Origin of the sequence: Caloranaerobacter ferrireducens (assembly GCF_001730685.1) — a bacterium.
GTDB classification, from domain to species: Bacteria; Bacillota; Clostridia; order Tissierellales; family Thermohalobacteraceae; genus Caloranaerobacter; species Caloranaerobacter ferrireducens.
On the sequence record NZ_MDJR01000007.1, the window covers coordinates 1 to 12,855 of the forward strand.

Genomic DNA, 12,855 nt, shown 5'->3' on the forward strand with positions numbered 1-12,855 from the left:
AGCAGGTGTTGTTACTGAAATTATTGAATAATAAATAGAAGATATTAAAAGAAGGGGCGACCCTTCTTTTAATATCTAAAAAAATATGTGAAAATCCAAAAAAAATCTTAATTAGGGCTTGAGTTTTCTTTGAAATTAATATAAAATGATATAGTGTGCAATTGACATGCGATGAGGCAAAAGGTTGCTTAATTTTTAAGGGAATTTTTGCCGAGAATGTCCGATTTAAAATCGGGCGACTGGTATTACCTTGTCACTGGACCGGTTGATAAAAAAAATATACAAAACACCCGGTTAAGTGTATAGGTGATTCCACGTCGCATGTGTAAAATATAACATGCGATAGAAGGAGGGAATTTTATGTCAAAAAACAATGGTAAGGGAAAACAAAAAATAAGAATCAGACTTAAAGCATATGATCATGAGATTCTTGACTCATCAGCTCGTAAGATTGTAGAAACAGCTAAGAGAACAGGAGCAACAGTATCAGGTCCTGTGCCTCTACCAACAGAAAGACAAGTTATAACAATCTTAAGAGCAGTTCACAAGTATAAGGATTCAAGAGAACAGTTCGAACAAAGAACTCACAAGAGATTAATTGATATTACAAACCCTTCACCAAAGACTGTAGATGCGTTAATGAGACTTAACTTGCCTGCAGGCGTTGACATTGAAATTAAATTATAATTCTTAGCATGATTGCACGTTATGTGTAATCCGCTGTAAGATTATAGGAGGTGTAGATATGAAAGCTATATTAGGAAGAAAGATTGGTATGACTCAAGTTTTCACAGAGGACGGATTAGTTATACCTGTAACAGTAATTGAAGCTGGACCAGTTAAGGTTGTACAAAAAAAGACTGTTGAGAAAGATGGATACAACGCAATACAAGTTGGTTTCAGTGATATAAAAGAAAAGAAAGTTAACAAACCACTTAAAGGACATTTTGATAAAGCAGGAGTAGAATACAAGAGATATTTAAGAGAGTTTAGAGTTGAAAATGCAGACGAATATGAAGTAGGACAAGAAATTAAAGCAGATGTTTTCAGTGCAGGAGACAAAGTAGATGTAACAGGAATTTCAAAAGGTAAGGGATTCCAAGGTGTTATCAAAAGACATAATCAATCAAGAGGACCAGAGAGCCACGGTTCAAAATATCATAGAGCTGTAGGTTCACTAGGTGCATCTTCATTCCCATCAAGAGTATTTAAGACTAAGAAACTTCCAGGACATATGGGACATGAAAGAGTGACAGTTCAAAATCTTGAAGTTGTTAAAGTAGATGCAGAGAAGAACTTAATCCTTATAAAAGGAGCAGTTCCAGGACCTAAAGGTGGATTATTAACAATAAAACAGAGTGTTAAAGCTTAAGAAAGTTACTTTTTATAGAAGGGAGGACATAAAATGCCAAAGGTAGCTTTATATAATGTATCTGGACAACAAATTGGTGATATAGAGTTAAGTGATAGCGTATTTGGTGTTGAAATTAATGAACACGTATTATATGAAGCTGTAAAGAATCATCTTGCTAATAGAAGACAAGGTACTCAATCAGCTAAAACTAGATCAGAGGTGAGAGGTGGCGGAAGAAAGCCTTGGAGACAAAAAGGAACAGGTAGAGCACGCCATGGAAGTATAAGATCACCTATCTGGAAAGGTGGCGGAGTTGTATTTGCGCCAAAACCAAGAGATTACAGTTACAAATTACCAAAGAAAATCAAGAGACTTGCTATGAAATCAGCATTAAGCTCAAAAGTAGTAAATGGAGAAATAATAGTATTAGATGAACTAAAAATGGATAGACCTAAAACTAAAGATATGGTATCAATCTTAAACAACTTAAATTCAAATAAAAAAGCTCTTATAGTAATGAGCGAAAAAGATGAAAATGTAGTAAAATCAGCAAGAAACATACAAGGTGTATCAACTACACTTGTAAATACATTAAATGTTTACGATATATTAAACTGCGATTCTTTCATAATAACTAAGGATGCGGTTCGAAAAGTGGAGGAGGTGTATGCATAATGCGTAGCCCACACGATATTATAATAAAACCTATTATTACAGAGCAAAGTATGAATGATATGTCAGAAGGAAAATACACCTTTGTAGTAGATAAAAGGGCTAATAAAACTGAAATCAAAAACGCAATTGAACAAATATTTGGAGTTAAAGTTAAAAAAGTTAACACAATGAATATGAAAGGTAAAGTAAAAAGAATGGGTATCCATGTAGGTAGAAGACCAAATTGGAAGAAGGCTATTGTTACTTTAACTTCAGATAGTAAAGGTATAGAGTTCTTCGAAGGTATGATTTAGCGGTAGAATTAGTTAGAAGGAGGGAACGGAAATGGGTATAAAGAGTTTTAAGCCTACTTCACCAGCTAGAAGACAGATGACTGTTTCCACTTTTGAAGAGATTACAAAAAAAGAGCCGGAAAAATCATTAACAGTATCTTTAAACAAAAAAGCTGGAAGAAATGCTCATGGTAGAATAACAGTTCGTCATAGAGGTGGCGGAGCTAAGAGAAAATATAGAATTATAGATTTTAAAAGAAATAAAGATGGAATTCCAGGAAAAGTTGCTGCTATAGAATACGATCCAAACAGAACTGCAAATATAGCACTTATTAATTACGCAGATGGTGAAAAAAGATATATTATAGCTCCATACAAATTAAAAGTTGGAGATATTATTGAATCAGGAGAAAATGTTGATATTAAAATAGGTAATGCATTACCTTTAAGAAATATACCAGTTGGTACTACAATTCACAACATAGAATTAAAGCCTGGCAAAGGTGCACAATTAGTTAGATCAGCTGGTAACTCAGCACAACTTATGGCTAAAGAAGGTGACTACGCTTTAGTTAAACTTCCTTCTGGGGAAGTAAGAATGATAAGATTAGAGTGTAGAGCAACAATAGGTCAAGTTGGAAACATAGATCATGAAAATATCACTATAGGTAAAGCTGGTAGAAAGAGACATATGGGTATAAGACCTACAGTTAGAGGTAGTGTTATGAATCCTAACGATCACCCACATGGTGGTGGTGAAGGTAGAGCACCAATCGGTAGACCGACACCTGTTACTCCATGGGGTAAACCAACTCTTGGATACAAAACTCGTAAGAAGAATAAACCATCAGATAAATTTATTGTTAGAAGAAGAAAGAAATAATGTAGTTTTATATAAACTAAGATGCGTCGGTTAAAAATAATGTGGCTTTGAAAGGAGGATCATAGATGGGTAGATCACTAAAAAAGGGTCCTTATTGTGATCCTAAGTTATTAAAGAAGATAGAAGAAATGAACAAAAAGAATGAAAAGAAAGTTATAAAAACTTGGTCACGTCGTTCAACTATTTTCCCACAAATGGTTGGTCACACTTTAGCTGTTCATGATGGTAGAAAGCATGTGCCAGTTTATATAACTGAAGATATGGTTGGTCACAAATTAGGAGAATTTGCTCCAACAAGAACTTATAGAGGTCATGCAGATACAGAAAAAACAACTAAAGTTAGATAGATAATAGATAGATAAAGGAGGGAATTCAGGTGGAAGCTAGAGCTATCGCTAAATATGTTCGTATTTCACCCAGGAAAGTTCAGATAGTAGCAAATTTAATAAGGGGCAAAAATGTTAATGAAGCTCTTGCTATTTTAAAGTTTACTCCTAAAAAATCAGCTAGATTATTAGAAAAAGTTGTTAAGTCAGCCCTTGCTAATGCTGAAAACAACTTTGATATGGATAGAGACAATCTTTATGTAGCTGAGGTTTATGCAAATCAAGGTCCTACATTAAAAAGATGGAGACCGAGAGCACAAGGTAGAGCATATCCGATTCTAAAGAGAACTAGTCATATAGGAGTAGTGCTTAAGGAAAGAGAATAGATAAGGAGGGACTGAAATGGGTCAGAAAGTAAATCCACATGGACTTAGAGTTGGTATTATAAAGGATTGGGACTCTAGATGGTATGCTGGAAAGAAAGAATTTGCGGATTTTCTAGTAGAAGATTATAATATACGTAAATTTTTAAAACAAAAATTATATATAGCTGGTATTTCAAAAATAGAGATTGAAAGAGCGGCTAATAGAGTAAGAGTAACTATAAATACTGCTAAACCAGGAATGGTTATTGGTAAAGGTGGTCAAGGAGTAGAAGAGTTAAGAAGACAATTAGAGAAATTAACTAAGAAAAAAGTTATAGTAAACGTTGAAGAAGTTAAAGTACCTGAATTAGATGCTCAATTAGTAGCAGAAAATATAGCAGCTCAAATTGAAAGAAGGGTATCTTTCAGAAGAGCTATGAAGCAAGCTATTCAAAGAAGTATGAGAGCGGGCGCTAAAGGTATCAAAACTGCTGTATCAGGAAGATTAGGTGGAGCAGACATGGCTAGAACAGAAGGATACAGCGAAGGAAATATACCTTTACAAACTTTAAGAGCGGATATAAGCTACGGTTTTGCTGAAGCAGATACTACTTATGGTAAAATAGGCGTTAAAGTATGGATATACAAAGGAGATGTACTTCCAACTAAAAAAGCTGACAAAAAGGAAGAGAAAAAAGAAATGTAGTTTTAATCCCTTAGGAAGGAGGAAAAAAATATGTTAATGCCTAAGAAAGTAAAACATCGTAGAGTACACAGAGGTAGAATGAAGGGTAAAGCAACTCGTGGTAATAAAATAGCTTACGGTGAATTTGCATTACAAGCTTTAGAACCAGCTTGGATTACTTCAAATCAAATAGAGGCTGCCAGAAGAGCTATGACTAGACACGTTAAGAGGGGCGGTAAAATCTGGATCAAAATATTCCCAGATAAGCCAATAACTCAAAAGCCAGCTGAAACTCGTATGGGTTCTGGTAAAGGTTCACCAGAATATTGGGTAGCTGTTGTAAAGCCTGGCAGAATATTATTTGAAATGGCAGGAGTGCCTGAAGATGTAGCAAGAGAAGCTATGAGATTAGCATCACATAAATTGCCAATAAAATGTAAATTTATAACTCGTGAAGAGGCAGCTCAAGAAGGTGGTGAAGCTAATGAAAGCTAAAGAATTGCGTGAATTAACAACTCAGGAATTGAATACTAAATTAACTGATCTTAAGTCAGAATTATTCAATCTTAGATTTCAATTAGCGACAGGACAATTGGATAATCCAATGAGAATAAAAGCAGTTAGAAAAGACATTGCAAGAGTTAAGACTATTTTAAGAGAAAGAGAATTAAATAAGATGAACGCATAGTAGTTCCAGAAAGGAGGACTATTTAACGTGAGTAGAGGAAATAGAAAAGTTAGAATAGGTCGTGTAGTAAGTGACAAAATGGATAAAACTATTGTAGTTGCAGTTGAAACATTTGTATCACATCCATTATATGGAAAGCAAATGAAAAGAACTACAAAGTTTAAAGCTCATGATGAAAACAATGAATGCGGAATTGGTGATATTGTAGAAATCATGGAAACAAGACCTTTAAGTAAGGATAAGAGATGGAGATTGGTTAGAATAGTAGAAAAAGCTAAGTAATCCTAAGGATTTGAAAGGAGGTTATCTCATGATTCAAGCAGAATCACGTCTAAAAGTTGCTGACAATTCAGGAGCAAAAGAATTATTATGTATAAAAGTTTTAGGCGGAACTAGAAGAAGATATGCTAATATCGGAGATATAATAGTATGTTCTGTTAAGAGTGCAACACCTGGCGGTGTTGTTAAAAAAGGAGACGTTGTTAAAGCTGTTGTTGTAAGAACTAATAAAGGTGTTAGAAGACCAGATGGTAGCTATATAAGATTCGAAGAAAATGCAGCTGTTATAATCAAGGATGATAAATCACCTGTAGGTACACGTATTTTCGGACCTGTAACAAGAGAATTAAGAGAAGGTAACTTTATGAAAATAATATCACTAGCACCTGAGGTATTATAAGAGGAGGTGTAGGTAATGCATGTAAAAAAAGGAGATACAGTAGTAGTAATCTCAGGTAAAGATAAAGGAAAAAAAGGTAAAGTGCTAACAGCAATGCCTAAGCGTAATAGAGTTATTGTAGAAGGCGTAAATATGCAAACTAAGCATACAAAGCCTAGTCAAAAATCTCCGCAAGGAGGAATTATACACCAAGAAGGACCAATCCATGTATCAAATGTAATGTTATACTGTGAAAAAGATAAAAAAGGTGTTAGAGTTGGATATAAAGTGTTAGAAAACGGTGAAAAAGTAAGAGTTTGCAAAAAATGCGGTGAAGTTTTAGATTAGTTCTTACTGCTGAAAGGAGGTACACCAAATGACATCACGTTTAAGAGAGAAGTATGTAAACGAAGTAGTTCCAGCTTTAATGGAGAAGTTTAAATATAAAAACATTATGGAAGTACCAAAGATAGAAAAAGTTGTACTAAACATGGGAATTGGTGACGCAAAAGATAATCCTAAGTCACTAGAAGCTGCTGTTGAAGAATTAACTTTAATAGCAGGACAAAAAGCTGTTGTTACTAGAGCAAAGAAAGCAATATCAAACTTTAAAATACGTGCTGGTATGCCAGTAGGTGCAAGAGTTACATTAAGAGGAGAAAGAATGTATGATTTCTTAGATAAATTCATGAACATTGCTCTTCCAAGAGTAAGGGACTTTAGAGGTGTATCAAGTACATCATTTGACGGAAGAGGAAACTACTCACTTGGTATTAGGGAACAGCTTATTTTCCCTGAAATTGACTATGATAAAATTGACCGTGTAAGAGGTTTAGATATAACTGTAGTAACAACTGCTAAGACAGATGAAGAAGCTAAAGCATTACTTGAACTAATGGGTATGCCCTTTAAAAAGTAAGAAGGAGGGAGTTAAGTGGCAAAAAAATCATTAATTGCTAAACAGAAAAGAAAACCAAAGTTCAGCACAAGACATTATAATAGATGTAAAATATGTGGTAGACCACATGCTTATCTAAGAAAGTTTGGAATATGCCGTATTTGCTTTAGAGAATTAGCATATAAAGGGCAAATACCAGGAGTTAAAAAGGCAAGCTGGTAAAGTTAGCTAATATGGAAGGAGGTAAACCCTAATGGTAATGACTGATCCAATTGCAGATATGCTTACAAGAATCAGAAATAGTAATAATGCAAAACATGAAACTGTTGACATCCCAGCTTCTAATATGAAGAAAGCAATAGCTGAAATCTTGTTAAATGAAGGTTTCATTAAGGGATATGATATTATAGATGATAACAAGCAGGGTATTATAAGAATACAGCTTAAATACGGAAAGAATAATGAAAGAGTAATTACAGGATTAAAGAGAATTTCAAAACCAGGATTAAGAGTATATGCTAAGAGAGATGAAATACCAAGAGTATTAGGTGGACTTGGTATAGCTATTCTTTCAACATCAAAAGGAATAATGACTGACAAAGCAGCAAGGAAAGAAGGCGTAGGCGGAGAGGTTATCTGCTACGTTTGGTAAAGTTTTTAAACCAGAGAACAGGAGGTGTAGTCATGTCTAGAATAGGGTTAAAACCAATAGCGATTCCTGCTGGCGTTGAAGTAAAACTAAGCGACAATAATTATATGGTTGTTAAAGGACCAAAAGGACAATTAGAACAGCAACTTCATAGAGACATGAAAATAAACATAGAAAATAATGAAATAACAGTAGTAAGACCTACTGAAAATAAAAAGCATAAGTCACTACACGGATTAACAAGAACTTTAATAGCTAACATGATTGAAGGTGTGACTAAGGGTTATTCTAAGACATTAGAAATCGTAGGTGTTGGATATAGAGCGCAAAAACAAGGTAACAAGCTTGTATTAACTCTTGGTTTCTCACATCCAGTAGAAATGGAAGCTCCTGAAGGTATTGAAATAGAAGTACCTGCTAACAATAAAATAATTGTTAAAGGTATAGACAAACAAAAAGTTGGTAACTATGCTGCGGTAATAAGAGATTTAAGAAAACCAGAGCCTTATAAAGGTAAAGGTATTAGATATGAAGGCGAAGTTATTAGACGTAAAGAAGGTAAGACTGGTAAATAGCAGGAAAGGAGTGATTAAGAGTGTTTAAGAAAGTACGTAGGAACGAAAACAGAAAGAAAAGGCATTTTAGAGTAAGAAACAAAGTACATGGAACTCCTGAAAGACCAAGATTAAACGTATTTAGAAGCGCTAAGCATATATATGCACAAATAATAGATGATGTAGCAGGAAAAACTTTAGTTGCTGCTTCAACTCTAGATAAAGAAATTAAAGAAAATGTTAAATATACAGGAAATAAAGAAGCAGCTAGATTAGTTGGTAAATTAGTAGCTCAAAGAGCTTTAGAAAAGGGTATTGAAACTGTTGTATTCGATAGAGGTGGATTTTTATATCACGGAAGAGTTAAAGAACTTGCTGAAGGTGCAAGAGAAGCAGGACTTAAGTTTTAGTTAAAGGAGGGGAATTAATGCAACGCGGACGTATTGATGCTAGCGAATTAGATTTAAAAGAAAAAGTTGTTAACATAAATCGTGTTACAAAAGTTGTTAAGGGTGGTAGAAACTTCAGATTTAGTGCATTAGTTGTTGTTGGAGACGAAAATGGTCATGTTGGAGTAGGTATGGCTAAAGCATTAGAAATACCTGATGCAATAAGAAAAGCTATACAAGATGCTAAAAAGCACTTAATTAAAGTTCCTATTGTTGGAACTACTGTTCCACATGAAATAATAGGAGAATTCGGTGCTGCTAGAGTTCTATTAAAGCCAGCTGCGGAAGGTACAGGAGTTATTGCAGGAGGTCCTGTACGTGCAGTATTAGAGTTAGCTGGTATCAGAGATATAAGAACTAAGTCATTAGGATCAAACAACCCTAGAAATATGGTTAATGCTACAATAGAAGCACTAAAGCAGCTAAAAACAGCTGAAGAAGTAGCAAGATTAAGAGGAAAATCAGTAGAAGAGTTATTAGGGTAAGGGGGTATACACCTTGGCAAAAATAAAGATCAAACTAATAAAAAGTAAAATAGGTAAAACTGAAAAGCAAAAAAGAACAATTGAAGCTTTAGGTTTCAAAAAAGTTGGTCAAATAATAGAGAAGGAAGATACTCCTCAAATTAGAGGTATGATACAAAAAGTAAGCCACATGGTTGAAGTAATTGACTAGTTAAAGAGGAGGTGTTTAGAGTGAAGTTACATGAACTTAGACCAAATGAAGGAAGTACAAAGGCTCGTAAGAGATTAGGTAGAGGTACTGCTACTGGACAAGGAAAAACTGCTGGTAGAGGTCAAAAAGGTCAAAAGTCACGTTCAGGTGGCGGAGTAAGACCAGGATTTGAAGGCGGACAAATGCCATTATATAGAAGACTTCCAAAGAGAGGTTTTACTAATAGATTTGCAAAAGAATATGCAATAGTTAACATAGAAACATTAAATAGATTTGAAGATAATACAGAAGTAACTCCAGAATTACTTCTTGAAACAGGTATAATCAAGAAAGTAATGGATGGAGTTAAGATACTTGGTGATGGTGAATTAAATAAAAAATTAACTGTAAAAGCTCATAAATTTAGTAAATCTGCTATTGAAAAAATTGAGGGAGTTGGGGGAAAGGTAGAGGTGATCTAATATGCTAACTACTCTTAGGAATGCGTGGAAAATTCCTGATTTAAGAAAGAGAATGTTATTTACCTTATTAATGCTAGTTATATTTAGATTGGGGGCTAATATTCCAGTACCAGGAATAGATAAGCAAGTAATAGCTGAAATGTTTAAAGGTGAAGCTGGTGGGCTTCTAGATTTTATGAACTTGATGGCTGGTGGTGCTTTTAAAAACTTTACAATATTTGCACTAAACATTTATCCTTACATTACAGCTTCAATAATTATTCAATTACTTACAATTGCTATTCCTAGCCTTGAAGCTTTAGCAAGAGAAGGGGAAGAAGGAAGAAAGAAACTTGCTAAATATACAAGATATGGTACAGTAGTGCTAGCATTAATACAGGCAATAGGTTACAGTGTAGGTTTCTTTAATAGAGCTTTAATAAATAAAGATTTTCTTTCAGTATCAGTTGTAGTAATTACATTAACTGCAGGTACAGCTTTCCTAATGTGGTTAGGTGAGCAAATTACAGATAAAGGTATAGGTAATGGTATTTCGCTCATTATATTTACAGGTATTATTTCAAGAGTACCTGGTGGATTAGCAAAGATGATTAATCTTCTTAAAGTTGGGGAAACAAATGTTATTGAGATATTAGTATTCTTAATACTTTCAGTGTTAATAATTGCAGGGGTTGTTGCAATACAAGAAGGTCAGAGAAGAATACCTGTTCAATATGCTAAAAGAGTAGTAGGAAGAAAAATGTATGGTGGTCAAAGTACTCATATACCATTAAAAGTTTTAATGGCAGGTGTAATTCCTGTAATCTTCTCAACTTCATTATTAGCATTTCCTCAAACTTTAGCGTTCTTCTTTAAAGGAGGATTTGCTGAGTGGGTTAACAAGTATTTATCATTAAACGGCAACCCTGGTGTTATAATTTATTCAACATTGAACGCTTTATTGATAATTTTCTTCACATATTTCTATACAGCGGTTCAATTTAATCCTTATGAATATGCAAACAACTTAAAACAATATGGTGGTTTTATTCCTGGAATAAGACCAGGTAAACCAACAGCAGAATATTTAAACAAAGTTATTTCAAGAATTACATTAGTAGGAGCATTAACACTTGCTATAATAGCTTCACTTCCAACTATTATCTTATCTACTACAAATCTTAATATTAGATTTGGTGGTACTGCACTTTTGATAGTAGTTGGTGTTGCTCTTGAAACTATGAAGCAGATAGAAGCTCAAATGTTAATGAGACACTATAAAGGATTCTTAAAGTAGCTTTGGATTACTCCACAAGGAGATGATTGTTTTGAGATTGATATTATTAGGACCCCCTGGAGCTGGTAAAGGTACCCAAGCTTCAGGGATTGTAAAAAAATATAATATTCCACATATATCAACAGGAGATATCTTTAGAAAAAATATAAAAGAGGGCACTGAATTAGGTAAGAAGGCAAAAGAATATATGGATAAGGGACTTTTAGTTCCTGATGATATAGTTGTAGCTATTGTAAAAGACAGACTAACTGAAAGTGATTGTAAGGATGGATTTTTGTTAGATGGATTTCCTAGAACAGTAGCTCAAGCAGATGCACTTGAGGCTGAATTAAAGAACTTAAATATGCAATTAGACAAAGTAATAAATATTGAAGTTGATAAAGAAGCACTTATAGAAAGAGCAGTAGGAAGAAGAATCTGCAAAGAATGTGGAGCTACATTCCACATCAAGTTTAATCCTCCCAAACAAGAGGGGATCTGTGATGTATGTGGAGGGCAACTATATCAGAGAAAAGATGATACAGTAGAAACAGTAACCAAAAGAATAGAAGTATATCTCGAGCAGACTAAGCCCCTAATTGATTATTATAAAGATAAAGGTATACTTGCAAATATCGATGGAATGCAGAGCATTGATAAGGTATTTGAAGATATCGTAAAGGCTTTAGGGAGCGGTAAATAATGATTATAATAAAATCTAAAAGAGAAATTGAAAAGATGAGAAGGGCGGGTAGGCTTGTTGCTGAGACTCACGCCTTTCTCCAACAATTTATCAAGCCTGGCATTACAACGAAAGAGTTAGATAGAATTGCTGAAGATTTCATACTGAAAAACAATGGTAGACCAGCTTTTAAAGGATATAACGGTTATCCAGCTTCTATTTGTACGTCAGTCAATGAAGAGGTTGTTCATGGTATACCTGGATTAAAAAGGCTAAAAGATGGCGATATTATAAGTATAGACATTGGTGTGATTGTAGATGGTTATTATGGTGACAGTGCTAAGACACATCCAGTAGGAAATGTATCAAAGGAAGCTCTTAGACTTATTAAAGTAACTGAAGAATCTTTTTATGAAGGTATAAAATATGCAAAAGTAGGATATAGACTTTCAGATATATCCCATGCAATTCAAAAATATGTAGAGAGTAATGGTTTTTCAGTTGTAAGAGATTTTGTTGGGCATGGTATCGGACAAAAAATGCATGAAGACCCACAAATACCTAACTTTGGCCCACCAGGCAAAGGACCAAGATTAAAAGAAGGTATGGTTTTAGCTATTGAACCAATGGTGAATGCAGGAACATATCATGTTCGAATTCTTAGCGATAATTGGACGGTAGTTACGTTTGATGGAAAACTGTCATCTCACTACGAACACACCATAGCCATTACAGATGGTGAGCCTGAAATATTGACTGCTTTATAACAAATAAGAGGTGAATTTTATGGAGACTACTAGTGATATTCAAATAGGTCAAGTTGTTAGATCAAAAGCTGGTCGAGATAAGGGAAGAGTTTTTGTTGTTATTGATATTTTAGATGATAAATATGTATCGATAGTAGATGGTGACTTAAGAAGACTTGATAAACCAAAGAAGAAAAAAATAAAACACTTAATTGTCTATAAGACTGTATTAAAAAACATAAGAGAAAAGATTGAAAAGGGAGAGAAATTTAATAACGCTTATGTTAGAAAATCTCTTAAACCTTTCAATGAAGAGATATAATTTCCTTGAATAGGAGGTTAGGTTGCCTAATGTCCAAAAAAGATGTTATTGAGGTAGAGGGTACTGTTGTAGAGGCTCTACCAAATGCGATGTTTAAAGTAAGGCTTGATAATGGACACGAATTGTTAGCTCATATATCAGGCAAACTGAGAATGAATTTTATAAGAATTCTTCCAGGTGATAAAGTAACAGTTGAATTATCTCCGTATGATTTAACTAGAGGTAGAATTACATGGCGTAAAAAGTAGCAAGGAGGGA

General features: G+C 34.1%; 26 protein-coding genes. All 26 read left to right on the forward strand.

The features are described from left to right. Positions 1 to 360 precede the first annotated feature (360 nt). Positions 361 to 687: a 30S ribosomal protein S10 gene (rpsJ, locus tag BFN48_RS09825; RefSeq protein WP_035162201.1), complete on the forward strand. Its 327-nt coding sequence runs from the start codon at positions 361 to 363 to the stop codon at positions 685 to 687. Positions 688 to 745: 58 nt separating this feature from the next. Then, complete coding sequence (rplC, locus tag BFN48_RS09830; RefSeq protein WP_069650741.1) at positions 746 to 1,372, forward strand: 50S ribosomal protein L3; 627 nt, start codon at positions 746 to 748, stop codon at positions 1,370 to 1,372. Positions 1,373 to 1,405: 33 nt separating this feature from the next. Continuing rightward, positions 1,406 to 2,029, forward strand: a complete 624-nt coding sequence (gene rplD, locus BFN48_RS09835; protein ID WP_069650742.1) for a 50S ribosomal protein L4 — start codon at positions 1,406 to 1,408, stop codon at positions 2,027 to 2,029. Next, the gene (gene rplW, locus BFN48_RS09840; protein WP_069650743.1) at positions 2,029 to 2,322 is read left to right on the forward strand and encodes a 50S ribosomal protein L23; all 294 of its coding nucleotides are present in this window, start codon (positions 2,029 to 2,031) and stop codon (positions 2,320 to 2,322) included. Before rplD ends, rplW begins: the two co-directional genes overlap by 1 nt. A 31-nt stretch (positions 2,323 to 2,353) precedes the next feature. Then, on the forward strand, positions 2,354 to 3,184 hold the full coding sequence (gene rplB / locus BFN48_RS09845; protein ID WP_069650744.1) for a 50S ribosomal protein L2: 831 nt from the start codon (positions 2,354 to 2,356) through the stop codon (positions 3,182 to 3,184). Between the two features lie 65 nt (positions 3,185 to 3,249). Continuing rightward, a complete protein-coding gene (rpsS, locus tag BFN48_RS09850; protein WP_069650745.1) occupies positions 3,250 to 3,531 on the forward strand; it encodes a 30S ribosomal protein S19 in 282 nt (93 codons plus the stop codon). Positions 3,532 to 3,560: 29 nt separating this feature from the next. Further along, on the forward strand, positions 3,561 to 3,896 hold the full coding sequence (gene rplV, locus BFN48_RS09855; protein WP_069650746.1) for a 50S ribosomal protein L22: 336 nt from the start codon (positions 3,561 to 3,563) through the stop codon (positions 3,894 to 3,896). Between the two features lie 16 nt (positions 3,897 to 3,912). Continuing rightward, a complete protein-coding gene (gene rpsC, locus BFN48_RS09860; protein ID WP_069650747.1) occupies positions 3,913 to 4,581 on the forward strand; it encodes a 30S ribosomal protein S3 in 669 nt (222 codons plus the stop codon). Positions 4,582 to 4,611: 30 nt separating this feature from the next. Further along, positions 4,612 to 5,055 carry a 50S ribosomal protein L16 gene (gene rplP, locus BFN48_RS09865; RefSeq protein WP_035162218.1) on the forward strand — a complete coding sequence of 148 codons (444 nt, stop codon included), beginning with the start codon at positions 4,612 to 4,614 and terminating at the stop codon, positions 5,053 to 5,055. Beyond that, positions 5,045 to 5,248 carry a 50S ribosomal protein L29 gene (gene rpmC, locus BFN48_RS09870; protein WP_035162220.1) on the forward strand — a complete coding sequence of 68 codons (204 nt, stop codon included), beginning with the start codon at positions 5,045 to 5,047 and terminating at the stop codon, positions 5,246 to 5,248. The genes rplP and rpmC overlap by 11 nt, the downstream gene beginning before the upstream one ends. Positions 5,249 to 5,275: 27 nt before the next feature. Continuing rightward, on the forward strand, positions 5,276 to 5,530 hold the full coding sequence (gene rpsQ, locus BFN48_RS09875; RefSeq protein ID WP_069650748.1) for a 30S ribosomal protein S17: 255 nt from the start codon (positions 5,276 to 5,278) through the stop codon (positions 5,528 to 5,530). A 28-nt stretch (positions 5,531 to 5,558) separates the two neighbouring features. Beyond that, positions 5,559 to 5,927: a 50S ribosomal protein L14 gene (rplN, locus tag BFN48_RS09880; protein ID WP_054871449.1), complete on the forward strand. Its 369-nt coding sequence runs from the start codon at positions 5,559 to 5,561 to the stop codon at positions 5,925 to 5,927. A 15-nt stretch (positions 5,928 to 5,942) separates the two neighbouring features. Further along, on the forward strand, positions 5,943 to 6,254 hold the full coding sequence (gene rplX / locus BFN48_RS09885) for a 50S ribosomal protein L24 (RefSeq protein WP_035162225.1): 312 nt from the start codon (positions 5,943 to 5,945) through the stop codon (positions 6,252 to 6,254). Positions 6,255 to 6,282: 28 nt separating this feature from the next. Then, positions 6,283 to 6,825, forward strand: coding sequence for a 50S ribosomal protein L5 (gene rplE / locus BFN48_RS09890; RefSeq protein ID WP_069650749.1), 543 nt, complete (start codon positions 6,283 to 6,285; stop codon positions 6,823 to 6,825). 15 nt (positions 6,826 to 6,840) lie between these two features. Beyond that, positions 6,841 to 7,026 (forward strand): type Z 30S ribosomal protein S14, encoded by a 186-nt coding sequence (locus BFN48_RS09895; RefSeq protein ID WP_069650750.1) that lies wholly within the window; start codon positions 6,841 to 6,843, stop codon positions 7,024 to 7,026. A gap of 31 nt (positions 7,027 to 7,057) precedes the next feature. Next, positions 7,058 to 7,456: a 30S ribosomal protein S8 gene (gene rpsH, locus BFN48_RS09900; RefSeq protein WP_054871452.1), complete on the forward strand. Its 399-nt coding sequence runs from the start codon at positions 7,058 to 7,060 to the stop codon at positions 7,454 to 7,456. A gap of 32 nt (positions 7,457 to 7,488) precedes the next feature. Continuing rightward, on the forward strand, positions 7,489 to 8,028 hold the full coding sequence (gene rplF / locus BFN48_RS09905) for a 50S ribosomal protein L6 (protein WP_069650751.1): 540 nt from the start codon (positions 7,489 to 7,491) through the stop codon (positions 8,026 to 8,028). Between the two features lie 20 nt (positions 8,029 to 8,048). Next, the gene (gene rplR, locus BFN48_RS09910) at positions 8,049 to 8,417 is read left to right on the forward strand and encodes a 50S ribosomal protein L18 (RefSeq protein WP_069650752.1); all 369 of its coding nucleotides are present in this window, start codon (positions 8,049 to 8,051) and stop codon (positions 8,415 to 8,417) included. Positions 8,418 to 8,434: 17 nt separating this feature from the next. Then, positions 8,435 to 8,941 (forward strand): 30S ribosomal protein S5, encoded by a 507-nt coding sequence (gene rpsE, locus BFN48_RS09915; RefSeq protein ID WP_035162241.1) that lies wholly within the window; start codon positions 8,435 to 8,437, stop codon positions 8,939 to 8,941. 13 nt (positions 8,942 to 8,954) lie between these two features. After that, complete coding sequence (gene rpmD / locus BFN48_RS09920; protein ID WP_069650753.1) at positions 8,955 to 9,131, forward strand: 50S ribosomal protein L30; 177 nt, start codon at positions 8,955 to 8,957, stop codon at positions 9,129 to 9,131. Positions 9,132 to 9,151: 20 nt separating this feature from the next. Then, entirely contained in the window at positions 9,152 to 9,592 is a 441-nt protein-coding gene (rplO, locus tag BFN48_RS09925; RefSeq protein ID WP_069650754.1) for a 50S ribosomal protein L15, read from the forward strand. A gap of 1 nt (position 9,593) precedes the next feature. Next, the gene (gene secY / locus BFN48_RS09930) at positions 9,594 to 10,868 is read left to right on the forward strand and encodes a preprotein translocase subunit SecY (protein WP_069650755.1); all 1,275 of its coding nucleotides are present in this window, start codon (positions 9,594 to 9,596) and stop codon (positions 10,866 to 10,868) included. Between the two features lie 31 nt (positions 10,869 to 10,899). Further along, positions 10,900 to 11,550, forward strand: a complete 651-nt coding sequence (locus tag BFN48_RS09935) for an adenylate kinase (RefSeq protein WP_069650756.1) — start codon at positions 10,900 to 10,902, stop codon at positions 11,548 to 11,550. Then, a complete protein-coding gene (gene map, locus BFN48_RS09940) occupies positions 11,550 to 12,296 on the forward strand; it encodes a type I methionyl aminopeptidase (protein ID WP_069650757.1) in 747 nt (248 codons plus the stop codon). Before BFN48_RS09935 ends, map begins: the two co-directional genes overlap by 1 nt. Before the next feature lie 19 nt (positions 12,297 to 12,315). Continuing rightward, positions 12,316 to 12,597, forward strand: a complete 282-nt coding sequence (locus BFN48_RS09945) for a KOW domain-containing RNA-binding protein (RefSeq protein ID WP_069650758.1) — start codon at positions 12,316 to 12,318, stop codon at positions 12,595 to 12,597. 29 nt (positions 12,598 to 12,626) lie between these two features. After that, positions 12,627 to 12,845: a translation initiation factor IF-1 gene (gene infA, locus BFN48_RS09950; RefSeq protein ID WP_035162257.1), complete on the forward strand. Its 219-nt coding sequence runs from the start codon at positions 12,627 to 12,629 to the stop codon at positions 12,843 to 12,845. Positions 12,846 to 12,855: the final 10 nt, after the last annotated feature.